This is a genomic window from Phocaeicola sartorii JCM 17136 = DSM 21941 (genome assembly GCF_054653615.1).
The window spans coordinates 1,996,630-2,021,648 of record NZ_BAAIFW010000005.1 but is presented as its reverse complement, the minus strand read 5'-3'; the positions used below and the strand labels follow the sequence as shown (position 1 = coordinate 2,021,648).

Annotated in this window: 28 protein-coding genes and 1 pseudogene; 3 read left to right on the top strand and 26 right to left on the bottom strand. The window is 38.9% G+C overall.

All coding sequences use genetic code 11. The annotated features are described in order from the left end of the window. Nucleotides 1–58: 58 nt before the first annotated feature. The 25 genes and pseudogenes from ACYQ0C_RS08490 to ACYQ0C_RS08370 form a co-directional block, all read right to left on the bottom strand. Nucleotides 59–307, bottom strand: a complete 249-nt coding sequence (locus tag ACYQ0C_RS08490) for a hypothetical protein (RefSeq protein ID WP_025077339.1) — start codon at nucleotides 305–307, stop codon at nucleotides 59–61. After that, nucleotides 291–527: an IS66 family insertion sequence element accessory protein TnpB gene (locus tag ACYQ0C_RS08485; RefSeq protein WP_128812217.1), complete on the bottom strand. Its 237-nt coding sequence runs from the start codon at nucleotides 525–527 to the stop codon at nucleotides 291–293. Before ACYQ0C_RS08485 ends, ACYQ0C_RS08490 begins: the two co-directional genes overlap by 17 nt. Before the next feature lie 390 nt (nucleotides 528–917). Then, entirely contained in the window at nucleotides 918–1,727 is an 810-nt protein-coding gene (locus ACYQ0C_RS08480) for a YjbH domain-containing protein (protein ID WP_050582555.1), read from the bottom strand. A 185-nt stretch (nucleotides 1,728–1,912) separates the two neighbouring features. Then, nucleotides 1,913–2,626 (bottom strand): WecB/TagA/CpsF family glycosyltransferase, encoded by a 714-nt coding sequence (locus ACYQ0C_RS08475; RefSeq protein WP_032941780.1) that lies wholly within the window; start codon nucleotides 2,624–2,626, stop codon nucleotides 1,913–1,915. Between the two features lie 367 nt (nucleotides 2,627–2,993). After that, nucleotides 2,994–3,599, bottom strand: coding sequence for an IS66 family transposase (locus ACYQ0C_RS08470; protein ID WP_244964575.1), 606 nt, complete (start codon nucleotides 3,597–3,599; stop codon nucleotides 2,994–2,996). 191 nt (nucleotides 3,600–3,790) lie between these two features. Beyond that, complete coding sequence (locus tag ACYQ0C_RS08465; protein WP_016276351.1) at nucleotides 3,791–4,426, bottom strand: hypothetical protein; 636 nt, start codon at nucleotides 4,424–4,426, stop codon at nucleotides 3,791–3,793. Then, nucleotides 4,423–4,650, bottom strand: coding sequence for an IS66 family insertion sequence element accessory protein TnpB (tnpB, locus tag ACYQ0C_RS08460; protein WP_016276350.1), 228 nt, complete (start codon nucleotides 4,648–4,650; stop codon nucleotides 4,423–4,425). The genes ACYQ0C_RS08465 and tnpB overlap by 4 nt, the downstream gene beginning before the upstream one ends. Beyond that, a complete protein-coding gene (locus ACYQ0C_RS08455) occupies nucleotides 4,644–5,018 on the bottom strand; it encodes a hypothetical protein (protein ID WP_016276349.1) in 375 nt (124 codons plus the stop codon). The genes tnpB and ACYQ0C_RS08455 overlap by 7 nt, the downstream gene beginning before the upstream one ends. 635 nt (nucleotides 5,019–5,653) lie before the next feature. Continuing rightward, the gene (locus ACYQ0C_RS08450; protein ID WP_016276347.1) at nucleotides 5,654–6,829 is read right to left on the bottom strand and encodes a glycosyltransferase; all 1,176 of its coding nucleotides are present in this window, start codon (nucleotides 6,827–6,829) and stop codon (nucleotides 5,654–5,656) included. 30 nt (nucleotides 6,830–6,859) lie between these two features. After that, nucleotides 6,860–7,702: a glycosyltransferase family 2 protein gene (locus ACYQ0C_RS08445; protein ID WP_016276346.1), complete on the bottom strand. Its 843-nt coding sequence runs from the start codon at nucleotides 7,700–7,702 to the stop codon at nucleotides 6,860–6,862. 20 nt (nucleotides 7,703–7,722) lie between these two features. Further along, nucleotides 7,723–8,508 (bottom strand): O-antigen ligase family protein, encoded by a 786-nt coding sequence (locus ACYQ0C_RS08440; protein ID WP_167330605.1) that lies wholly within the window; start codon nucleotides 8,506–8,508, stop codon nucleotides 7,723–7,725. A 772-nt stretch (nucleotides 8,509–9,280) separates the two neighbouring features. After that, entirely contained in the window at nucleotides 9,281–10,261 is a 981-nt protein-coding gene (locus ACYQ0C_RS08435; RefSeq protein WP_016276343.1) for a glycosyltransferase family 52, read from the bottom strand. Between the two features lie 95 nt (nucleotides 10,262–10,356). After that, a complete protein-coding gene (locus ACYQ0C_RS08430) occupies nucleotides 10,357–11,775 on the bottom strand; it encodes a lipopolysaccharide biosynthesis protein (RefSeq protein ID WP_016276342.1) in 1,419 nt (472 codons plus the stop codon). Continuing rightward, a complete protein-coding gene (locus ACYQ0C_RS08425; protein WP_016276341.1) occupies nucleotides 11,775–12,458 on the bottom strand; it encodes an SGNH/GDSL hydrolase family protein in 684 nt (227 codons plus the stop codon). Before ACYQ0C_RS08425 ends, ACYQ0C_RS08430 begins: the two co-directional genes overlap by 1 nt. Nucleotides 12,459–12,647: 189 nt before the next feature. Continuing rightward, nucleotides 12,648–13,595 (bottom strand): Gfo/Idh/MocA family protein, encoded by a 948-nt coding sequence (locus tag ACYQ0C_RS08420; protein WP_016276340.1) that lies wholly within the window; start codon nucleotides 13,593–13,595, stop codon nucleotides 12,648–12,650. 16 nt (nucleotides 13,596–13,611) lie between these two features. Further along, nucleotides 13,612–14,565, bottom strand: a complete 954-nt coding sequence (locus tag ACYQ0C_RS08415) for a Gfo/Idh/MocA family oxidoreductase (RefSeq protein ID WP_016276339.1) — start codon at nucleotides 14,563–14,565, stop codon at nucleotides 13,612–13,614. A 19-nt stretch (nucleotides 14,566–14,584) separates the two neighbouring features. Then, complete coding sequence (locus ACYQ0C_RS08410; protein ID WP_016276338.1) at nucleotides 14,585–15,625, bottom strand: nucleotidyltransferase family protein; 1,041 nt, start codon at nucleotides 15,623–15,625, stop codon at nucleotides 14,585–14,587. Nucleotides 15,626–15,635: 10 nt separating this feature from the next. Beyond that, nucleotides 15,636–16,325, bottom strand: a complete 690-nt coding sequence (locus ACYQ0C_RS08405) for an acylneuraminate cytidylyltransferase family protein (protein ID WP_016276337.1) — start codon at nucleotides 16,323–16,325, stop codon at nucleotides 15,636–15,638. 4 nt (nucleotides 16,326–16,329) lie between these two features. Continuing rightward, nucleotides 16,330–17,484, bottom strand: coding sequence for a UDP-N-acetylglucosamine 2-epimerase (gene neuC / locus ACYQ0C_RS08400; RefSeq protein WP_016276336.1), 1,155 nt, complete (start codon nucleotides 17,482–17,484; stop codon nucleotides 16,330–16,332). Beyond that, complete coding sequence (neuB, locus tag ACYQ0C_RS08395) at nucleotides 17,481–18,488, bottom strand: N-acetylneuraminate synthase (RefSeq protein ID WP_016276335.1); 1,008 nt, start codon at nucleotides 18,486–18,488, stop codon at nucleotides 17,481–17,483. The genes neuC and neuB overlap by 4 nt, the downstream gene beginning before the upstream one ends. Then, nucleotides 18,485–19,123, bottom strand: a complete 639-nt coding sequence (locus ACYQ0C_RS08390; RefSeq protein ID WP_016276334.1) for an acetyltransferase — start codon at nucleotides 19,121–19,123, stop codon at nucleotides 18,485–18,487. Before ACYQ0C_RS08390 ends, neuB begins: the two co-directional genes overlap by 4 nt. 7 nt (nucleotides 19,124–19,130) lie before the next feature. Next, entirely contained in the window at nucleotides 19,131–20,279 is a 1,149-nt protein-coding gene (locus ACYQ0C_RS08385) for a LegC family aminotransferase (protein WP_016276333.1), read from the bottom strand. An 18-nt stretch (nucleotides 20,280–20,297) separates the two neighbouring features. Continuing rightward, nucleotides 20,298–21,506 carry a polysaccharide biosynthesis protein gene (locus ACYQ0C_RS08380; protein ID WP_016276332.1) on the bottom strand — a complete coding sequence of 403 codons (1,209 nt, stop codon included), beginning with the start codon at nucleotides 21,504–21,506 and terminating at the stop codon, nucleotides 20,298–20,300. A gap of 243 nt (nucleotides 21,507–21,749) precedes the next feature. Then, nucleotides 21,750–21,938: pseudogene (locus ACYQ0C_RS08375) on the bottom strand (AAA family ATPase); the annotation flags it as partial. 191 nt (nucleotides 21,939–22,129) lie between these two features. Next, a complete protein-coding gene (locus tag ACYQ0C_RS08370; RefSeq protein WP_016276330.1) occupies nucleotides 22,130–22,564 on the bottom strand; it encodes a hypothetical protein in 435 nt (144 codons plus the stop codon). Between the two features lie 187 nt (nucleotides 22,565–22,751). Here ACYQ0C_RS08370 and ACYQ0C_RS08365 point away from each other — a divergent pair, with 187 nt between their 5' ends. The 3 genes from ACYQ0C_RS08365 to ACYQ0C_RS08355 are packed head-to-tail and all read left to right on the top strand — an operon-like array spanning nucleotide 22,752 to nucleotide 23,833. Beyond that, a complete protein-coding gene (locus tag ACYQ0C_RS08365) occupies nucleotides 22,752–23,246 on the top strand; it encodes an HU family DNA-binding protein (RefSeq protein WP_016276329.1) in 495 nt (164 codons plus the stop codon). Between the two features lie 25 nt (nucleotides 23,247–23,271). Continuing rightward, entirely contained in the window at nucleotides 23,272–23,409 is a 138-nt protein-coding gene (locus tag ACYQ0C_RS08360) for a hypothetical protein (RefSeq protein ID WP_016276328.1), read from the top strand. A gap of 4 nt (nucleotides 23,410–23,413) precedes the next feature. Beyond that, complete coding sequence (locus tag ACYQ0C_RS08355; protein WP_016276327.1) at nucleotides 23,414–23,833, top strand: N-acetylmuramoyl-L-alanine amidase; 420 nt, start codon at nucleotides 23,414–23,416, stop codon at nucleotides 23,831–23,833. 65 nt (nucleotides 23,834–23,898) lie between these two features. Here ACYQ0C_RS08355 and ACYQ0C_RS08350 read toward each other — a convergent pair whose 3' ends face one another. Further along, nucleotides 23,899–24,729 (bottom strand): hypothetical protein, encoded by an 831-nt coding sequence (locus ACYQ0C_RS08350; protein ID WP_016276326.1) that lies wholly within the window; start codon nucleotides 24,727–24,729, stop codon nucleotides 23,899–23,901. Between the last annotated feature and the right edge of the window lie 290 nt (nucleotides 24,730–25,019).

Genomic DNA, 25,019 nt, shown 5'->3' with positions numbered 1-25,019 from the left:
GCCACACGGCGGTTCTCCAATAAATAACGTCAAAAAAGATACTGATTTTTAATATTTGTTATTGCTCCAGTCCGATTGTCAAGGGTAACAAATGTTCATAATCCCTACGTCCTTTAACAATTTCACTGAAAAATCTCTTGAAATAATCAAGCACAGACACACCTTGCATCCTGCAAGTGGAGATGATGGTATGATATACCGCTGAAACGCCGGCCATCTTGTCACTTCCGAAGAATAACGAGTTCTTACGCTCACCGGCCAATGGACGAATAAAACGTTCGGCACAAATCCTATTGTCGGCACTCATAGTACGGCAAAATACTTTCAGCACCATTATAGGTTACCTGCATAAATTGGTATCCGGGTCTGAAACGTCTCTCAAACATACTGTAAGACCGTCGGTCATAGCTGAACAAACGAATCAGACGTAAATCTTTAGACATCACGATAAAGACATCACCATCCTCCGGCTCACGGTTCAACTGTTGATGGATAATGGATAAGACCTTATCATATTTACAGCGCATATCATGAAAATCACGAACAAAGAAAAAACGGTTTAGTCCTGTAATATACTTGGTTGGACATACAAAATTTCTCAATAGAAACACCAGCAGGAATCCCTTCCAATTTATAGCGCAAAAATAGACACTCAAAATCATTGTAACTATACATAAACTTGGATTTTGATTTAACGAAAGCAAAGGTGTGGCTTTTTATCGGTTATCCTATACGTCATTTTTGGACGCTAACACTACTATACATAATGATAAAATTCTGCAGCGAAGATAGAACTTTCAATCAATAGCCAATTTTTGACTGCTTACCCGCTAACGAGTTATATTAATTCATTAATAACCGTATAATACCACGAGAATATCAACAATATTATAGTATATTCTTGTACTATATGCAGGTTATTTGAGATGTAATTTAAAGAATATACCTCCGCTAAAATATTTACCGTCATTCAGTTCAGCAATAAGATTGATATGGTCTTTCCATATTGAATAAGTTCCACCCACATTCACAGTATAAGTTGCTGTATGCAGGTCTTCCGCATGTCCGGGACACATTTCCGCCATCAGATTAAATCCATTCAGAGCTTTCTGCCAGAAACCTTCGCCCTTCATGCCAAAGTGAAAGTTTACCCCTGCAGCAGGACGGCTATAATGCACATCACTCATAGCTTTACCAATGACCCACGCTACATGAACCCCCATTGTACCTATTCCACTAAATTCAACATGTTTCGTTGCCGCCAGATAATAACGTGTCAAGTAATTGTGGTTTCCGCTACCGCCGCCCCCCCAATCTATATCTCCACCTCCATTTGAAGAATGGCTTCCCGGATCATTCATACCAATCACCACCTGAGGAGTCCAGGCCTTCCACCACCCCTCCTTCCATGCCCTCAACCGGAAATGAAACGACCTGTCCTGATTGGTAAACCTGCCCCATGTTTGCTGAGGCCAATAAGAAGAACCATGTATCCCCTTTACCAACGTGCAGGTATATGCTACTTCCAACCAAGGGAATAAAGTACAATTAATATAATAGTTATAGGTATAGGGATGATATTCACTTCTCACCCAATATCGGGAAAGCGTATTCACATCCAGCATATTTCCTCCCAGCATAACGGTTTTATCTTTCTGCATAACGGCAGTAGGTGCATGAAGTAGTCCTGTAGTACCATAAAAAGCCTGCCCTTTGATAACATTCATTCCTCCAAAGAGTCCCCCCAGAAATATTAGAGTCCTTAATTTCACGATTCTATGAATTTTAATTTATATTTGCAGCATGAAAACAGATGTATTAAAAATACTCGAAAAAATTATTCCTACTGCTATCTTCGTCCTGTTGTTGCCATTCTCCATTATTTACATGGCAATAAGCAAAGCCTGCTCTTTCATCCGAAAATTCTTTCCCCGATAAAGCGTGTCGGAAACAAGAATGCAGCTTGCAGATATCTTGTACGTGTATGTTTCTCCTTATACATTCTATAAACAAAACGCAAATTCATCTTATCAACCCAGTCTGGATAATAGCGCATCCTATTCATTGCCGTTTGGTGAATAAACCCACCGCACGTAAAGCCGACGCCTTGGTAACCCATCTTTTTTACCTTAAGCAGAAACTTCTCCTGCATCAAGGCCCCCATACCTACGATCAGAAAATCCGGATTTAATTCGACTATATGAGAAGCTTCCATGTCCATTTCCGCATCCGAAGAGAAATATCCGTTCCTGAGCCCTGCAATGCGTAACTTCGGATACTGCTCTTGAAATATCCTCACAGCACATTCCACTTGTTCCTGACCCGAGGCTACGATATAGAGTGTCTTACGATTTTCCATGAGGTAGTTCAACAATTCGGGAGCAAGGGAGGTCATATCAAAGCTACGTCTGGTCACTCGCTTTCCATACACTAATCTTATGGCAGAAACTAATAAAGAGCCATCGGCAAAAATACCATCGAATTGTTCAAATAGGGATTTGTTTTCTAAAGCGATAAGGTAAGAGACGGGGTTGAGAAAGGTGTAAATTCTGTTTTTTTTAGAAAAGACATCATATAATTCCTCCCTGTTCGTCCTTACAATTTTGCTTATCAGCAGTGACTTCATAGGCAGTTCAATAAACAACTTCTAAATATTTAAATTTATTACTTCATATTCCTTATCGCCTATCAAAACGTAAACCACCCAAAGAGCGTACCCACTGTTTATCAATGGTATAACTATACAAGTTTGTTTTAATAGATTTTCAGAGTTCGTATTCTTTAACTATCAGACGACAGTCTGGAATGGTTTTGATATATTGGCATCCATGCCGTTTTCATAACGACAACATAACCACACGGTAAGAACGAAGCCTCTACCTCCCCTCCATAAAGTTAGCGTCCAAAAATGACGTGTACTCCAAGGAAAGCCGCCACACGGCGGTTCTCCAATAAATAACGTCAAAAAAGATACTGATTTTTAATATTTGTTATTACTCCAGTCCGATTGTCAAGGGTAACAAATGTTCATAATCCCTACGTCCTTTAACAATTTCACTGAAAAATCTCTTGAAATAATCAAGCACAGACACACCCTGCATCCTGCAAGTGGAGATGATGGTATGATATACCGCTGAGACGCCGGCCATCTTGTCACTTCCGAAGAATAACGAGTTCTTACGCTCACCGGCCAATGGACGAATAAAACGTTCGGCAATGGAATTGTCGATTGAATAAGAGCCGTCGTTCAAGTCGGCGAACAGCCGGGTCCAAAAAGTATTCATATAGTTGAGAGCCTTTTCCATCACCTCCCCACGGGGTGGATGATTCCCACTGAGTAAAGCATCAAGTTTGCTGCGTAACTTTATGATTATCTCTTTTGTCTTTAAGTTATTCCGGCAAAGCCTTATCTGCCCGGAGGACAATTGGCCTTCTTCATACCCCCGTTCCAGCCTGTAAATTTCACCTGTCAACTCCTTTTCCAAACAAGTATTCTTAAGATAAGCAATCAAACCGCAGAAATAGATAGAGCCTTTCTCCAACCAATTGGTCAGGCTCATACGGCTCAAACGCATCGACTCACCGGATAATCTGTACATTTCACGATAAAGCGGAGTGTCCGGAACATATTTGTTGAAAGCAAGATAAGCCGGAAAAGAACCGGAAGCGTGCGTTCCCAGAACAACGTCAATGATTGCAGGATGCCCACTGAAAGGGAAATAGCCCTCATGGATTTTCCCGTCCGATGTCTTATAGCGAATAACCTCGTAATCATGTTCGACAAGCCTGCTTATCTGCTCATAGGCATATTTACGGAAACGTCTGATGATTTTACACCAGCGGGCAGTTGCCGGATATCACTGTCATGACAAACCCTATTGTCGGCACTCATGGTACGGTAAGAAAGTTCCTGCCGATAAAGACGGGCTTCTTTTGATTTGGCTTCCACGTTATCTTCCTGTGCATGAGCCTCACCCGGCTGCGGCAAAGAGGAACCGAGGGATTGGGGAGTGCCGTCGAAATCATCCTTGTCACGTGTATGATCTTCTTCCACCTCCCGCTTCTTTTTATGGATTCCTTTTTGGCTCTTACCGGCATAAAGGTTCTTATTACGGACTTTAAGCCGCTCTTCCAAAACCGCTATTTTAGACAACAGATTGACGTTCATCTGTTTATAATCGTCCAGCTGTTTTTCGGCTGCAATGGCCGATCTCTGCAAAGACAACAGCTCATCAACCTTGGACAACAGTTCATCTATGTGGGCCTCGTCCCGTTGGATGCGTTCAGAGTCACGCTCACGGGCAGCCATCAGCGCTATTATCATTTTTGATTTTTCGTCAGGGGTCATATCTGAATACGGGTCTTCAAAAGGTGTGGGAGTCTCCTCCCGTTCCTTCAACTTCCTTGCGGAAGAAAACTGTTTCATTCTTTCCAACTCATTCGTCTCTCAAACATACTGTAAGACCGTCGGTCATAGCTGAACAAACGAACCAAATGTAAATCTTTAGACATCACGATAAAGACATCACCATCCTCCGGCTCACGGTTCAACTGTTGATGGATGATGGATAGGACCTTATCATATTTACAGCGCATATCATGAAAATCACGAACAAAGAAAAAACGGTTTAGTCCTGTAATATTCAACATAAGCCCTCCAGTTTCTCCACTAAGCTTTTCAAACCTTCATAGCTTAAATTTTTCTGACTGATATGAACACCATTGCTCATGCGGATATCCACCAGGATTCGAAGTTCGGTATGACAAGAAAGCCGAGAATCCGATTCTGACTTTTGTTCCGGGATTGGCGAAGGACTTTCCAGCATTTCTGCTTCCGTGGAGGGAGCATCCAAAACCTGAACAGGAACTATCTTCTTCCAGGTATCCTTGTACCATTTGGAAAATAGGTTATAAGGAACTTGGTTGGACATACAAAATTTCTCAATAGAAACACCCGCAGGGATACCTTCCAATTTATAGCACAAAAATAGACGCTCAAAATCATTGTAACGATACATAAACTTGGCTTTTGATTTAACGAAAGCAAAGGTCTGGCTTTTTTATCGGTTATCCTATACGTCATTTTTGGACGCTAACTATAGGAAGAAAGGCATCCTGTGGTGAAGACGTTAACTTCGGAAACCTGAGAGAATACTTCTTCTTAAAATCGATGAGTCATTCATTCTCAACAGCTTCATCCTTACAATACTTACGCAGACAACGACCGTCGCCGTTCTGATTGTAATCCTGCATGATCTTTTCGAAAGACCCTTTGCTTTCCATGTAGTTTGATTTTTTTACGGAAACTATGCAGAAGCAGATTAGCAAATATAGTATTCCAATCATACGATGCGGTATATACATATATGCAAAAAACGACTAAATCACATGGCAAATAGTACATAGACTATTCAAAATCGTCTTTTTATAAACTCTGCATATTGTAAATGCTTTCTTAAATAAGAAAAAACACCCACACAAGATAAATACATGCCACCGAACCACCAAAATAAAATGCCGTATGAGCCCATGATCGTAGAGGTAAGCGTTCGCACAGATTAAAAAAGGAATATTATAATAAAAACAGCCCACCCCTTCAAAAAAGCTATCAATTCTATTTTTCAGTTTTGCGTTTCCATAAGAAATCATCCTTTTATGACATAACCTCATCAAACAGATTATACCATTGTTTAGTGATATTTTCTATGGAAAAGTAGCTTGCATCTTTCATTGCCTCTTTAGCCATGTAATTAATTCTTGCAGGATTATCCATAAGATTTTTTAAACGGCCAATGGTATTCTCTTTACAATATGGTTTGGGGGTAATAAAGCCAGATTTTCCATCTCTAATAATATCATAAACGGCTTCATAGCTACCATATACAATAGGAACCACACCATAACTCATGCTTTCAATAATCACCAAACCAAAGCCCTCCAAATCGGAAGTCAATAAAAAGATACTTGCATTTTTATAAAATTCTATAGGAGGCTCCTTTCTGAAACCTTCAAAAACTACATTTTGTATGTTTCGCTGTTTTACGTCGTTAACTAACTCTTTCTTATGCGGGCCATCGCCAACCAGGACTAATTCCCAATTTGGATAATCTTTGTATAGAGACTCCCAAGCATCAACAATACGGTTTACCCGTTTATTTTCGAAATCCATTCGCCCTACATACAATAATTGTTTCTTCTTATTCTTCAAACTAAACCCATCCAAATCTACAGGAATAGTAACAGGATTTCCTATAGCAACCACATCACTATACGCTTTTAATTCAGCGAATTCCACCAGAGGTTGAATAAAACCTTTGGATAAAAGAACATATTTAGCATTGTGTTTTACCGCATAGCGAATACTGCGTTTAATTGTCATTTCGACTAAGTTCAAAACTCCGATAAAAAAGCACTTGCTTAAGACATTCCGTGTTTTAGATATTCTATCCTGAATTTTGAGCACAACCTTCGAAACGTTAGGCGAACCATGAAGTACAGACACCAGTTTACATGAAGTTCCTTTCAGAGCCAACCTACAAAGCATTGTGGTCTTAAAAGGAAGCCCCCACTGGTTAATAAAGACATCAATATGGTTTTCTTTGATTACCCGATTGATGTACGAAACATTATAGTAGCTTAAAACTGGATACTTCAGAAACTGAAGTTTAACTTTCTGATTTAGCTGTTCCAGAAGTTCGTTATTTCCTTGTTCAAAAGAGAATATGGTTACTTCATGCCCATCTTCTATAAATTTATTAGATAAGATTGTTGTAACAACCTCAACTCCTCCATAGCTTGGATAGATTCTATATAAAAATGCGATGTTCATAATATAAAGTCCTGTAGTAACACCTATTTATTAGAGACCTAATGGATTGAAAAAATAGCCCTGAATTCTACCTTTGATATTCAAGTACGATATTTTTACGTGAAACAAATCGAACTTTAGAGCATTGACTATCATTCCACCTACAGGACGAATGAATATCTTAGCTAATGCAAGGCCACTAATATTATGTTTTCTATATAAATAGCCCATACCTCGTGCATAACTGAATTGTTTCTTCAAAAGGCTTGGATTTTTACAATTTGTTATAAACAAAGGATGATGAACTATGATAGTATCATTAAAATAGACTTTATATCCAAAATTTAGCATTAAGGATAAAAGGTAGTCAGACTCTTCACCACTTCCAATGTTATAGGAGGATCCTATACCCATATTTTCATCAAAGCGGAGTTTACTTTCAAACTTAAAAAACATGGTGTACGATATAGCTGAATAGAACGTTTTGATGGACAATTCAGTTGAATGATTAAGAAAGGTAGAAGTGGAAATACCATCTTCACTAACTCCTTTTGCACATACACCTTTATATTGTTTCTGATTAAATATGTCAATTACCTTTTTGATTGTATCAGGTTCATACCAACAATCGTCATCTGGGAATCCTATATATTCACCTTTTACATAACTAAGTCCGATATTTCGAGCATGAGAAAGAGAACACAAATGATAAGGGATATAAGTTAGCTCTACCTTTTCATTCAGAAGATCAAGCACTTCCCGATTGTTTTCTTGGTCTATGAATATCAATTGAATAGAAGAATTATCAACGCCAACCTGGTCATTGAGTGACTTAATAAAACGCGCTAATTCAAATTTTCTATTTTGAGAAGTTTGAACCAATGATAATAGCATGATGATGTATTTTAAATAGTTTATTTAAGTAACTCTATATGTGCCAATTGGCTATTTCTTAGATTAATTGATGCAGACAATAAATATAGAGACAGCCAAAAGACAGAAAATTGAATATCAGGAATAGCAACTAATTGAGAAATAAATACTGCAAAAAGCAACAGCCTTGCGGCTATATTATAATCAGTATAATTACCTTTTTTAAATATAGGCCATATAATCGCCAATATAAATATCAGATAAATCGCTGTACCTATCAACCCTAATTCTGCCAATATAGTGGTAGCAAAGCTACTTGCTCTTACTTCTTTATACCCTTTTCCATAAATTGGATTTTCAACAAATGTATTAATCGCTCTTGCATCCTGATAACCTCGATTTAATCCCGACTCCGATTCCACCTTATTAAATATCACCTCATTTAGTAGACTATCCTTAAACACGAAAAAAAACACTAGAATAACAAGTACAACTGGAATAGTCAACTTTAGAAGCGAACGATCCATAAAAGTGCAAAAGTATGCAAATCCAATAATACAAAAAGTTCCATACCCTGTGGATGATCGTGTCAAGATAATCTCTATAAACAAGGCGAACAATAGTAATTTATATTGTTTTACATGTTTTCGCAAATGGAAGATGTAATAAAATGAGCCAACCAAAAATGCTGCACAATACGAAGGTTCCATGAAAGTACCAAGTACTCGCTGATAAATCTCTGGATGATGAAAATAAATGTATTCACTTGTGTCATTAAAAAGCAAAGGCGTAAGCAATTGCCTTGGTATTAATCCTATGGTAGCCATGTACTGAATTATAGAAACGACAACCATAAATTTGATTAAGCAAGTGGTAAACTTAAGAAAAGTACCTTCAGTGATTAGATTCCCACATTTATATATTCTATAAGTACATATCAGATATATAAATAACTGAATCATATCCATTAGTTTGCTACCAATGATCCCATTTTTTATTAGATTAATGATCAAATAGAAGAAAAACAAAGACAACAGAAAGAATAAAATTGTCTTTTGCCTGCGAGGAGTCTTAATCAGCAGAAAACTCTTTATAATAAATGCAAAAGATGTGAACAACTGAGGTCCTACGCCAATGCTTCCTATCAGCACAATGTTATTACACTGAAAAACCATTGAAAATATAGTCAGATAGAACATCATACTTATTCTCTTTGTACATAAGAAATAAGCAACAATGAGTATCCATAAAATTCCAAATAGTGTTAAAGACATGCGTTTTAAAGTAAAAAAATATCAAAATATGCAAACTTAATACCTTGGAAGAATCTCTATTCTTGTTGAAATGATTCTTTCGCCTATAAGCTTACGTCTTCTGTTTTCCATATATTTTTCAAGTTATGATTTGGGGAGAATGACTGAGAATAGAGTTTTAAGGTATCGTTTAATTGTAAACACTCAATTAATGGCATCCCCCTTTGAAAGGGCACAAATCTTCATTCGTATATCTCATTGCAACATGGATTTAGTTCACACCGCGAATATAAAACAAGGTCAAGACTATCTCAAGATGTCTAAATTGAACGCTTAGTATTGAGAATTAAACACCGCAACAATTTTCCATTGTCATTTTTCCACATTTCTTCATTAACAAAGGATGGCATTCTGTTCCTAAAAAATGTTTTTTTACAGAATCTGGAAAAGAATAGATTGAAGCAGAAGTAATTGTATACACATCCGAAAAATTTATCCCCAAAAGAACGAATAATTCTACAGGTATTTTTTTTGAATAAACTGTAATATTCGGAAATGCACCTGCATAATCTATAGTATCACGAGGGTGTGTTTTTATAAGCACTTCTTCTGACTTAAATAGATTTACAATTCTTCGATATATTTTTAGTAGCTCTTCTGTACCGATCATTTCTTCATACGGCTGGGTCAACACCATGATTCGTTTCGATTTTATCATACAAACATCATCATAAGTTAGATCAAATAAATTCTGAATAAATTCTTTATCAGCACGAGTCCACAAATCCAATAAATCAACTAATTCTGTTTTGTTTTTTATGCAATCAGGTATTGCAAATTTTCCTGTCAATATAACCTTATGTACTTGTGAAGAATAACCAAATTCTCCTTCACACATAAATGTTCCAGCAATCCATTTATATAAAGAATGATGTTTGAGAGAGAGAGTTTGTGTCATAGCCTTATAACTATAATTGGTTAATCCGTCCTCTAACACAGTCATTGAACGTTTTTTTAATAAAGCAGGAGTAAACCACAAATGATCCGCACCATATATAGGTACAGTCTTCAAAAAAGGCCATCTCAAATAAGATATTCTACTCAAAATAAACCTTGATAAAACACGAATAGCCAAAGGACTAGAAGACAATTTCCTCTTAGAAAGAAATTTATAAAATTTCATTTTTCCACATATACTTTTAGATATGGCATCAGAAGCAAAGAAAAAAGTTGATTCAAACTGTACTTTCCCATATAATAATATATACAAAAGTAATGAATATGCCGAATCTACAAAACAAACATATTTTACATCCTTATATTTCATACATTAAATAAACAAGACAATTACAAGTATAATAGAATAGAATAATATTGAGCATATCTTTTAAATACCATTTTCTCCATTGAACTGCATATTTGTTAATGATAAAACTTTAAAACTTTGAATATATAACTTTTATATCCCCACATAAACAAACAAGTCAGGATAAAAAAAACAGGAATCTTAATCCATAAATTCATTTCTCCACCAAATACATATTGATAAACCGCCATTAAAAGCAACAATAATAAGAAAGGTTTGATAAAGCGTATACTTTGTGGAACATAAGTTTTAAGAACATATTTATTTATTAAATATGCCACAGCATATAAAATAAAATAAGAAATGCAGAATGAGATTGCTACACCTAAAATATAAAAGCGGTCGATCAGCAGATGATTCAACACAATGTTACTGATACCACTAATTAAAATGGCTACAGCATTCCATATAGTACGTTTGGCAAAACCAGTACTTCGTAAATATACATAAGACCATTGATAGAAAACATAGCCAATGATTAATATAGGCAGCAGATACATACCGCTCAAGAATTCAGGACGTGCCATGATTAATGCTATTTCATTGCCAAACATAGTCAATCCCATTGCACTAATTAATGTAACTCGCCAGATTAAATCATAATCCTTATCTATACTTTTATAATCTTTGTTTGTCATATACTGAAGATAATATGGATTCCATGCACTATGACCAACCGAAATAAGAATCATCATTAATGCTCCAACGTTTGACACAAAGCTATAAAGACCCGCAGCATCAAAGCCACCATGTGTACTCATAAAGATTCGTCCAAATTGAGTCAATATAATCCCGCTTAACGTATAGGGAATATATGGCAAAGAATAGCTAAGCAAATATTTGACGTGTTCCCGATTAATTTTAGATTTAACGTAAAAAGGCCGAATTTGTCGTGTAAGATAAGTCGCTAACAGTATCATTGCAGCAATTGTGCCCCATATATAACCATAGTAACGCTCAGTATCCATACATAACATAAATATCACCGATAGACCGAAAGCCAGATAACTCTGTACGGAAGATACTATCGCAATTTTTTTGCTCCGCAATAAAGGCTGGTATATTTGTATAAAAATTGAGTTGATGACATTATACGTAGCTACAGGAATCATGCATAACGTTAGGGCTTTGCTAAAAGACAATTCTTCTGCCAACCACGGACTAAGCATCACCATGATAAGCGACATCAAAAGCCAAACACTTGACGATATTTTTATGGACGTACTACAAAATGTTTTGTAATCCAGCTCATTTTTGGCATCATAATAATAGCGCGTTATTGCAACCTCGGTATTTAAAGTCAATAATACCTGTACGATTCCAATGGTAGATATGAAAACATTTATTATTCCATATTCATACACTGAAAGCAACCTTGTATAGACGGGTATTGAAATAAAAGCTAATGACTTGGTTGCCATAGTGGCAAACAAATAATTCGAAGAATGTTTGGCTAAAGCTTTGAAATCGGACATTATTGTAACAGCTTTTTAACATCTATAATATCATTAATGTATTTAAGAAAAATGTCGTGACCAGCAGGAGTTGCATGCATGCCATCCAAATAATCAGCATCTGTAGCATGTTCTAATGGGAATATGATTTCCACTTGTTTTGGATACATTTCTTTAACTTCATCAAAAACCTCATTGTATCTTTCAACATTGTCGTTTATATATTGATTATGTACCACAACACTGTTCCCGTAAGGACTGATTTTAAGATAGATTATTTTATCTACTCCTAAACAAATTAATTTATTTGTAAATCCTATTATATTATTTCTAAACTCATCGACAGACACATATACTCTATTGGGTGATCTTTTAAAAAAGAACTTCACTATTTTCCAAAATAATTTTAAACAACCCAGTCGATTGACTATTTTTATCATAAATTTCCAAAATAAAGACTTGTCATTGATAATTCTTGGTGCACAATCTGTTGCCCCTGTATGTGAAATTACAATTTCAGGATGATAATATTTTATATAACTATTAAACAATCCATCTAAACCATCACTTGTAAAAGCTCTTTTAAAAAACGAGATACAATCAACATCTTTATGTGACTTTTGGAATTTATAAAAATATGTATCCTCATATTCACATCCTTCTCTTGGAAGACTTCTTGAAGCACCAACAAAAACTAATTTCATAATTACATTCTTTTTATTAAATTCATTAATGGCTTTGTATAATACCAAATAAATTTCTTATACAAAAAAGCAAAACTTAGACTATTCACAGCTCCATTTGAGATGTTAGTAAATAGCAAAATACGTATCTATATATTCATTATTTATGATATATAAGCAGATTATATGTATTTTTTATTCACTTGAAAATTATTCCTCAGGTACTGTACCATTTATTTTTTTGTAAATAGCTTCAAGGCTTTTCTTTTGCTGATTTATAGTACAGAACCGTCCATAATCTCCCTCTACAAACGCCTTGGTCTGTAAATAAAAACCTGGTTTAAAATCTATATCCAATTGATTATCTATTTCAACAGGCTTGATAGCCACACTACCTTTTTCCTGGATCTGAAGAGTTTCCATCGGTTTAAAATACAAACGATGCTTTGTGGTCAATACTTCTACCACCCAACGACCGGGAGCATTCCAGTTAGCTTGATACGAGAATAGAGCCCCTTTGTTAGTGATACCGGCTCCTGAAAATACAGCAGGTTTATGCCATGACAATTCCCCTGCACTAAAACAAGAAATTTCTTGGGGCTCGCCTCCTAGGAAAAAAGCAAGATCTACTACATGAGTAGAATTGGCGAAGAACCAATTATTGAAGATATTATGCGAATAATCCAATGTTTCAATTACATGTCCCCACTCAGTAAACTCAAAATTAAAAGAGGTTATTCCACCATCTTCTTTAATAATCTTCTCAGCAGCCAATACACTGGAATAGAAGCGACGGTTGTATGCGAGAAGAACATGAGCATTTTTAGCTTGTGCTAACTGAACTACGGGTGTAATTTCTTCTGGGTGGCAAAATCCAGGTTTTTCCACCAAAATATCTTTTATACCAAAATTCAGCAAACTTACAGTGACTTCAGCCAACTGATCTACATTTGTAGCTACAATAACCTTTTGAGGAGTAGTTGGAGAAGCCGCCAAGTAATTATTTAATCCTCCAGAAACTACCTCTTTAGCTCCGGCCTCAATAAACTCGTCTGCATTCTTACCACTACGCCCTACTGCTATAAATTCATGTCCCAATTGATTCAAAATCTTTGCATATTCCAATGCAATGGTCCCTGTTCCTATAATCCAAGTCATATAATTACATCTTATATTATGTGATAGGGCATCTGTCATGCATATCGCCCGTCACTTTATTATAAATACCCAGTATACCTTTTAGAAATACTTTATGATAGTTTGACGATTCGGCATAAGTAGTAAGTTTGCAATTACCATTTAACAGAATTTCATCAGCTACAGCACCAGTCAATTGACTCTGATATTTTATATGAACGGGCTGTTTATTACCATCAACAGACATAAATCCTTCCGGCTCATTAATAATAATATGATGAGAGCCATTGATAATAGTCATCTGATGCTGAACAGTATCATCATCCACACAAGTCAGTCGTAAGGTACTTCCATTGGGAGTTGATACATTTACGATGCCATCAAATTCTATGTATCCATTACGTTTGCTGTCCTTGACTTGAGGTATAATTCCATCAAAACAGGCGGTATAGGCTTTTTCTCCTGACAGCATCATAAATATGTCTATCATGTGTATGGAATTGCAACATAATCCCCAATTAGAATCAGTATACTCCATAACAAGAGGCTTTTGCTTATCTATCATTGAATCGATTTCTGCATAAAAGTCGAATAGGCGTCGCGGACAGTTTACCCATGCATTGACGTGATTGGTCTGCAACAACTGTGCCGCTTCATCATAATCAGCCAGTCCTGTAAACAAGAATTTTTCTAAAATGATATTGGCCACTTTCACTTTTGCAAGTAAACTTTTTAAGATCGTTAATCGTGGTTTTGAGCTGGTAGCTATGACTACCAGATCTAATTCAGCAGGCAATTGATCGATAAGTTGTACGTAATAAATAGTTTGATTACTATTCGCTTCACCTTCTTCATAACGTTGTTGCGCTATCTGAAGTGAATTTGGATTATTATCAACCACCCAAATATCAGATTTTAGTTTGGACAATTTGAGTCCTTGTAAATGACGGCTACCCAATTGCCCGGCACCAATAACTGCAATTTTATACATTGTATATTGTATTTTAAATTTACTTCAAATGTTTTACCATCTCTCTTGCCCTAGCCAGTTCATCATGCTGACCAATATCCAGCCAATATCCACTAATGGGATAGCGAATCACCTTGTATCCCTGTTCAATGAGTTTATCCATGAAGTCGGTGGCATTAAAGAAGATATCATCAGGAATAAGGTCAAACAGTTTGCGCTTGATAAGGTAGATACCAGCATTTGCATAATAACTGATGGTAGGTTTCTCGGTAACGCCCTTGATTTCTCGTCCTTTGAGATTGAACACACCGTATGGCACCTTTACTACGTAGGGCACAGCTGCCACACTCATGTCGGCATCATGCTGACAGAAATGAAGGAAAAAGTCCTCAAAATCAATATTCGTAAAAAGATCTGAGTTCATTACCAGCACCGTATCATTATAAAAAGTTTCCACGAACTTGATACTGCCAATGGTACCTAGATATTTCGGTTCACGCACAGTAACTATCTTCACCCCATCGCGTTCCTCCTGAAAATGTTCCTCAATCTGGTTGCCAAGATAGTTAACCGTTACAGATATATGATTCAAACCGTATGAAAGCAAACGATCAATATTATAATCAATGATACACTTGTCACCTACCTTAATTAGGGGCTTAGGAGTTTTCTCCGTTAACGGACGAAGGCGCTCCCCCTTACCACCTGCCATCAGTACAGCATCAATAGGTAGTTTGGTTATATAATGTTCCAAATTGATGATTTCGCAAATATGATTCTCTTCATCAAGTACGGGTACCAAACGCATCTTTAAATCACGCTGGTGGTGAATATCCTCCACTCTATCGTTCACTCCGCGACGTAAAAAGTTAAAATTACGATGCATGGCCTCACTAATAGGAGCATCCACATCTATACCTTTAATCAAGGCACGACGCACATCACCATCGGTAAGGGTACCTTGCATCCTTTTTTCAGCATCTACCACAAAAAGCACTAACGGTTCACCATGAATCTCGTTGATGCAACGGATGGAATCGATGATGGAAAGGGATTGGGAAATGATATGGGAATGATTCATCTTATTTCAATTATATTAGATGGTTATTTATCATGTATTCAGCTATCTGCCAATCCATCATCGTGTCAAGATCAATAGAATGCCCTCGATCCATCACATACTTGACACGTTTAGTGAATTTATTAAGTGGCATCCGTTTCAAGCTATCGGGATTAATGATATAGATTGCACCATTGTATTCGTAAACTGGTGGACAATCTTGACGACGGGTATAATGTCCATCCCCTTTTGAAATGTGCAACATTCCATTGGCATCGTCCTCGAAACAAATATAATATGGATTAGAATCCGTTTCTTTCACACTGACTACCATATCAATCTCTTTGGAATACAACTTAAGTGCTTCCTTTATATGATTACCCGTCCGAAAAGGAGATGTGGCCTGAAGCAGCACAACCGCATCAAAAGTTTCTCCTATTGATTCATAATAATTCAAAGCATGAAGAAGAACTTCGTATGTTCCCGCAGTATCCGTAGCAAGTTCTTCCGGTCGTTTAAATGGCACTTTCAATCCATATTGTTCAACTGCTTGAATTATTCTGTCATCATCAGTGGATACACAAATATGATCATTATCGGTGACTGCTCTTGCAGCATCAATAGTATATCCAATCAAAGGCTTGCCACCAAGTATCTTAATATTCTTACCAGGAATGCCTTTACTTCCCCCTCGGACAGGAATGATAACCAATATATTCATACTTCTATAGATTATAAAATGATTTCCGTTTCAGTTCATCAAGCGGATATGTAGAAATTACATCGAAAACAGATTGTACCGTATTCTCTTTTTCGTAGGGATTGGAAGCTTTCAATGCGACTTCCTTAAATGATAAAGAAAGCACCATGGTAAGCCCCCTTATAATAGATTCTTTATCACTTGCACAATCGAGCACCGAATTTCCGTGAACGCGTCCTTTTTGACGATCCCCAATATTGAGTGTCGGAATATGAACGGAAGGTACTTCAAGCAACCCACTGGAGGAATTGCCTACTACAGCCGTTACATACTGTAAAGCTGAAAGATAACGTTTCAGACCTAACGAACTGTAACAACTGCAACGGTCACTATTCCGACTGCAATAGCCCTCAATAGCCTGGCGTATCACTTTACTGCCCTCATCTGAATTAGGCATGGTGAAAAGCACCTTCAGTCCGGGGAAAGTATCCAACGCAAACAGAAAATCATCGATCTCATCCTTCGGACTACGATTGCCCAAAGTGACCGGATGATAGGTTACTAAAATGGTTTTTCTATCGAAAGTGAAGTTTAATGAATCTTCCAAGTCTTGTCTGCTCATCAAAGGTATTTGCTTCAAGTTTTCCACTCCAATGGCTCCAACATAGAATACTCTATCCGGCTGTTCACCTAATTGGATTACACGACGACGATAATCTTCAGTGGATGTAAAATGAAGAGAACTCATTTTTGTAATGGCATGGCGAATGCTATCGTCTACGGCTCCTTCACTGATTTCCCCACCATGAAGATGTGCTATGGGAATCCGTTGCAACATGGCAACGGTAGCCGTCACCAACATTTCATATCTGTCTCCCAAGATTACCACCATATCGGGATGGAGCCGGAGAAGTGCTTCATTCATACCTTTCATCTCTTCTGCCATGGAATCAATCACCCCATAAGAGTCATCGGACAGCTTTCTCATGGGCACTTTAGCATCAATATGAAAACCGTCACATTCTATCTCCTGATAGGTATTTCCATATTCAGGAAGCAAATGCATATTGGTAGCAATGACTTGAAGCTGACAATCTGCTGATTCATCGATTAGACGCATCAACCTGCTGAGTAATCCGTACTCGGCACGAGTGCCGGTAACTACACAAATTTTTCTCATATCTCTATCAATTCATCTTCATTGAAGTCACGAACAGCTCTCTTGCCTATTATTTCGGGCCACCGCATAGGATTTATACCGTTGCCTGGACGTTTCACCGTAAGGTTCTCTTCGGTGAACAACTCACCTTTCTTAATGTCCCGAGCAGCCACGATACTCTTGCGTGCAACGACTTTGTTCTTACGTTCGGAAGCGGAGACGGTTTTGTATCCCATGCCGATAGCTTGTTCAATATTACGAATGGCAGTTACCATGGCTTTTAATTCATCAGGTTCTAATGATGCTTTATGGTCCGGACCGGGAAGGGAACGGTCGAGCGTAAAATGCTTCTCTATAATCTCAGCTCCCATAGCGACAGCGGCAATGGGCACTTCTATGCCTTTCGTGTGGTCGGAATATCCTATCACTACGTCAAGCTGCCGGCACATCTCCTTCATTGCGGAGAGGTTAACGTCTGTCATTGGCGTGGGGTATTCCGTATTGCAATGAAGCACAGATATTTGTTCCTTTCGCAAACCGTTATCTGTCAACACCTTCATGGCCGCTTGGATTTCTTCCATAGTGCTCATTCCCGTGGAAATGATAACAGGCTCTTGATAATCCGCTATTTTCTTTAGATATGGATAGTTAGTAATTTCACCCGAAGGAATCTTCCATAAACCCAAATGAAGAGAAGCCAGGTAATCCATACTCTCAAAATCGAAGGCAGTAGAGAAAAACTTCACGCCTCTCTCACGGCAATAGCCTATAAGTTCCACATGCTGTTCATGCGAAAGCTCAAGTTTTCTGAGCATATTATATTGAGAATTTCCATCATCACCCATATTGCGTTGCTGGTATTCAGCTTGCATGGCAATCTTGGTGACAAGCTTCTCCGCCTTAAAAGTCTGAAATTTCACATAGTCCACCCCTGCATCGGCAGCAACATCTATCAACTTTTTTGCCAGTTCCATAGAGCCATTGTGATTGACTCCAGCTTCGGCTATAATAAGTGTATGTTTCATGAGATTTTTTTCATGAGCATAGCGGGATTTCCCGCATAGACACCTGATTGCTTTAAAGATTTGCGTATCATGCTCCCGGCTGCAAAAATACAATTTGAAGGTACTGTCGTTGCATTTACCATTACACTTTGGCTGCCTATGAAAGTACACTCTCCCACCTTGCAGTCACCATTCACAATTGCTCCGGTAGATATATGACAATAGTCACCAATTATGGCATCGTGTTCAATATTAGCAAATGTATTAATGATACAGCCTTTGCCAATATTAGCTCCCGCATTGACACAAGCCTGATGCAATACAACTGTGCCCGCACCCAGTTCCGCATATTTGGACACATGGGCTGTAGAAGCTACAATAGTAGCCAGATGACCACCGGCCATCTCTATTCCTTTATGGAGAGAGATTCGAATGCCCGGATTTTTAATGAATCCCAAGGTGACTATGAAATCACATTCCGACACAAAGGAAGATATATCATTGTCTGTACCGATAATGGTATAACCCAAAACTTCTTCACCAACCTGTGAAGGAATATCTAAAATTCCCTTTATAAGGTATCCTGCACTTTCGGCAGCCTCTATCACTGACTTACAATGACCGCCACCACCGACTAAAATCAAAGGTCGTTTCATTATTCTGTTACAATCTTACAGAGCTGGGAATATTCACCACCCGGTCAGCCAGCCACTCAGTGTTCTCAAGCCCGTCCGTCTCGCAATGCTCGAACATGGGCAGACGGTTCATCAATTCCCAAACTGGACGAGTCATCACACCGTGATCATTTGTATATTCCAAAAATTCAAGTTGATCAACCTTATCCTTTAGTACCACCGCATTGAGCCAATAGTTCGACTTGCAATCAGCAGGTTCGGTAAAGAAAGTAATATCTTTCTTATCTTTGAAAAACTCAGCATAACGGGCGGCTGTCTCACGCTTGTCTGCCACATAGCGGTCGAGATTCTCCAACTGAGCACAACCTAGAGCGGCATTGATATTCGGCATCCGGTAATTGTAACCAATATGGTCATGACGAAACTCCCAACGATGAGGTATCTTGGCCTGGGTAATGAGGTGCTTGGCGTATGCGCCCAGTTCTTCATCCTGGAAAAGCAACATGCCTCCACCACCTGTAGTGATAGTCTTGTTTCCATTAAAGCTAATGGCACCCACATTTCCGAATGTACCGGTATGGCGACCTTTATAAAAACTGCCGATACTTTCGGCTGCGTCTTCAACCAATTCGATATGCCACTCACGGCAGATATCCGCCAGTTCATCTATTTTCACAGGATGACCGAAAGTGTGCATGGGAATACAAGCTTTTACACGGCGACCGGTACGCTTGTTATAGCAAACTCCTTCTTTCAGTTCAGCATTCCTCTCCAACCATGCCTTGACAGCTCGGGACGAAAGTCCCATCGTTTCTCTGTCCACATCAATAAAGACAGGATGAGCACCGATGTAACTAATGGCGTTGCAGGTAGCGATGAAGGTCAGAGCTTGGGTGAGCACCTCATCACCGCGTTCTACACCCACAAGCAACATGGCCATGTGAAGGGCATTGGTACCACTCACACAGACTACGGCACGTTTGGCACCGGTGTACACAGCCATATCGTGTTCAAAGCGGTCAACAAAAGCACCGACACTTGACACGAAAGTCGTATCAATACATTCGTTGAGGTATTTTTTCTCGTTTCCGATAAACTTGGGAGCACTCAGAGGAACAAAATCTTGTGTTCCAAAAAGATGGTGAATGAAGTCACAGATTTCAGCATTATTATTCATAGCTGTATATCATTTAATTTACATTTTCTGGTCCAGATTCTTCCCCTTTTCCTCATGTTCAAAGTTGGGGATGAAACGCTTTATCGCCATAACCACCTCTTCCTTGGTAAAATCCGGTTCGGCAAATATATTCTCCATTTCAGTAAAGAATGCGTCTATCTCAGCCATCGGCCGTTTCACCACTTCCTCAATCACCCCCAGGCTGCAAAAACGATCCATATTTATTTTCTCCCCAGGAACATAGAACTCCTCGTAGGCTTTCTCTCCTGTCGTGTCACTTTTAAAATACACCACAGGATAATCCTTATTGTTAAATGCCATTTCCGAAGCGAATTTCTTCGCCTCCTCGTCCGTTGCAAATTCCTTCTTTCCACACCCAACCGCTTTTACATACTCGTCACAAATGGAAGAGAAAGTCAGCATGTGCCTTTCACCGAGCTTGGGAAAGAAAATCTCACCGTTCTTACCCAGTATGCATGCCAGCATACATATCTGTCCGCTTTCCTCCGGAGAAACGAAATAGCGTTTTACATCATTAGGTGCAGCCAAGGGTTGCTTCTTCATAACACGCTGTATCCAACCATCCGGCAAAGAACCGTTGGAAAAAGCCACATTGGCGAAACGAGCTGTAGTCACCTTGAACTTGGAAGAATAAGCCATAATCATATCCTCCATGATGCGCTTACTGGCTCCCATGATGTTCACCGGATTGGCAGCCTTGTCAGTGGAGACACAAAAGAAGTGCTTAGGCGGATAGACGGTCAACAAGTCAAGAAATCTTTTTGCCTTGATATCATTGTTTTCAATGAGTGCCTGTACAGAATACTTGTCCTTTTCACTACGGACATGTTTGTGGGCCGAGAAATTGGCCACAATATCAAAGCCTTTCTCCTCACGGAAAATCCTTTCAAAGATAGGATCGGCAAAGTTCAAGGTATATGCCCGGTATTCCGCAGGTACGTACATACCGTATGTGGAACGCAGGTCACGTGTTAGTTCTGCCAATCCGTTCTCGTTCAAGTCTATCACAATCAGTTTGGAGGGCTTGAACGGCAAAACTGCTTTAATGAAAGAAGAACCGATGGAACCGGCACCTCCTATGACGCATACACTCTTATTCCTTATTTCTGCTTGAAGCGTTTCTTTATTAACTTCAATATCTAATGCAAACATACTTGTCGAACGACAAATCACATGGTCTGCAATGAATTGCTGTAAATTAAACATGTATTTATTGAATTTACTAGTATGATTTAAACAGTATTTCTCGGATAGCTAAACACCTGTGTTCTCGGCATGATATGCTAGATACAAAATCCACAATCATACGTAGTTTGGTTAGTACTCACATACCCTTTGTATAGACATTTTTGCTAGTGCCTATATATTGAGTTATTAAAAATTTGGCTTGTTTGTTAACTATTGGTATATTGCCAATCCGATTTTATCTGGCTGCAGACTGAAGAAATCCCTGAAAAATAGGCTTAAAGTGGAAAGAAGCAAACTCTTTCCAAAACGGCAGGGACGGATTAAAAAATAAGGTTTTCCTATATTCGCTATCTGATAGGCCCATGCAGTCTTGTCCACGTAAAGATAACCATCCTTACGAATTTCCTCAAAAGTCTGTATACCAATCGGCTGTTTACGCATCTGTTCCATATCCCCTACTTTTTAAAAGCCTTATGTAAATATACATTTTTTATTTCAAAGACAAGGGATTCTTGACTTTTTGGAGAAGATATGTTCCCGGGCAAAGTAAGTGGACTTAAATCGCAAAGTAAGTGGACTTACTTTGCCCACGAACATATCTTACTTTTTTTCCATATATATCATCGGTTTTTCACTTCCGTTCATAACCGCTTTCTCGGCCGTCTGTCCCAAGCGTTATTGATACGTGCACGGATGTTACTGACGCTCTTGCCCGATACAAACAGAGGTGTGAGAGGAAGAAACAACGAGATAAAACGCTCCTTCACCATCTCTTCCGGAGTAATCTTAGGTTCTCGTTCGGCCATATTGACTATAACCCTGGCCAGTTCCACTGCACAGGTGCATTCCGCTATCTGTACCAGATAGACACGTAAATCCTCCACCTTATTTATATAGGAGATGAGGCGTGTAGCCTCAGGAGGTAAAACAGGTTCCTCATTTTTGTTTTCATGACTCTCTTCCGGTTCAGCCTCACCGCCATAATAATTTTGCGTGGCGGAAGTGGCATTGGGAAGAATCTGATTGCTGCCTCCATAAATGTTGAAGACGATACTGAAGTGTGGTTCGCTGTCCATAAGCTTATTATTTGAATGATTCGTCAACGGGTAGTTAACGGTCAATCAATAGTTAGTGAACGGCAGTCAACAGTTGGTAAACGATAATAAATAGATTTTTTTACGGTATTTCTCCGCATTAATTTTGTCGTGTCGGAAGGATGAACGAACATCCCGGAGACACAAAATATTTAAACTTTATTTTATTATGATTGATTACAGTGTATTTATGATGGGCAACCCGATGGATGCCGATGCTGCCCAAAAAGCGTATGCAAAAGCTCAAGTTTCTGAAATCATGCCGTTCAGCCAGTTTGTCAAACACATTGCCGACCACAACGGTGTATTCACTCGCGGAACGGTAAAAGGTGTAATAGCCGATATGTGCGAATGCCTTGTAGAAATGCTCATGGAAGGCAAAAAAGTACAACTGGCCGAATTGGGTAACTTCTGGATTTCTCTAGGATCGGAAGGTGCGGAAGACCTGAAAAAATTTACAGAAACCAATATCACCGCTGTCAACATTGTGTTCACACCGGGAGAAGACTTCCAAAATCTTCGTTCCCGTGCCGCTTTCAATCCTGTAGCCAGCCGCATAGCCCAAGCTGCTACCTTGAAAGCTGAAAAGGCCGGTCAAGGCACGGTAGATCTGGATGCCGCAAAGGGTAAGACACCCGCAGCCGATACAAGCGAGAATGCTTGACACTGCTAGATAAAACCATCCGATTATGAAATTATTAATCATCATTCTCTTAAAGACGAAAAGTATGAAAATCAACTGGAAAAACGTAATTCTTTATGTGATTCGTGTCATTGAACTACTGCTGACCGGTGCTGCCGGTGGTGCTATAAGCAGTACTTTTTAGGACTATGCGTAAGATTACTCTTATTGTAATTCACTGCTCTGCCAACAAGGCCGGCAGTGCACTGCGGGCAGCGGACATTGACCGTTACCATCGTTCATTAGGCTGGAAATGCTGTGGCTACCACTATGTGATTCCTACAGACGGAACGATAGAAGCCGGACGCCCACCGGAAATGACCGGTGCACATTGCAAGGACCACAACAGTCACAGTATAGGTATATGCTATATAGGTGGTCTGGATAATGACGGAAAAAAACCGAAAGACACCCGGACGGAAGCACAAAAGGCTGCGCTGAGAAAACTGATCGAGCAACTGCATCAGCGTTATCCCAAGGCACTGATTGTAGGTCATCATGACTTGAATCGGCAAAAAGCCTGTCCATGTTTCCATGTCACTGCTGAATATATAGATTTGCAACCTTAGTTGCGTCTGTAGTCTTATCTGCCATCCATCGTCCTTCAAGGGATGTATGGATGGCTTTAATTAAACTAATCAATTTTTTCAAACGGAAACGCATGAAGATAGCTCACCGCCACCGTCATATTGCCAAAAGCGAACACCAGCCTTGTATTGCGGTGCAGACGCATGATGCATCCTTCCTTCCCCCGAAAAACACCACCGGTAATACGGATGCGTTGCTTCTTCTGAAGATAGTCTTCCAAAGGCCGGTTCATCAGCTCGATATTGTAAGGCATGGATTCATACAGATAGATAAATTCTTCCATCTGACGTTGAGGGATTACCGCCGCACGGTGTGTGTTATAGTCCGTCACCAGATACTGACGGGGAAGCATGGCGGACAGAATACATTCCAACTGCCCCAAGGGGGCACATACAAACACCCAACCGTTACCTTCAATCCCTTTCTCGTCCGTCAACGTATTCAGTTTCCGGGTGGAACCGGTAGCAAAAGCCTCTTTCACAATCCGCACAGAGTCACGACGCATGGTATATTCCTCTTTGGTATAAGCACATTGCTCGAAACGTTTCCTATGATCAGTGGCTGTATAGGAAAACACCTTGAAGCAAAAGAATCTCTCTTCTATGGTACCTGATGGTGTACGAAGCCGGACGGATTTCCTGCCACTGAAAACGCTGATATAGCGTTTCAGTTCTTTGTTGGAAAGATACAGGTAATACCAGCTGAGTTCAGGGTATTCTTTTCCTATTCCCGCCATTGACGTGATACCTTCATTTGACCCCTGGTCTGAGCCGGAAGCGATTGAACTGCAGAGCAGTAACTTAGGCGCTTCGCCCGTTATGTCTTGATTTGAAAGGAACGCTTGATTTTCAAGCTCCATACTATTTTCTGTTACCATCAAAACATTACTTTTTATGTATGTCTTTTGGGGTTCTCTTAGTAAGAGAACCCCAAAAAGGCATACACTACTGATAATAAGATATTTATACATAATCAGAAATGGGTAATTTGCAAACAAATATCATAAGAATACTTATCAGAGGCTGATTCCTAAATAAAAAATTTCCGTATTTGAATTATTATAGCTACATTTGCAGCGCAATGGGGTTCTCTTACTAAGAGAACTCCATTTTTTTTATTCTAACAGATTCATTTTCAAGGCAAATCCCCAAAAGGACAAAAAGGGAC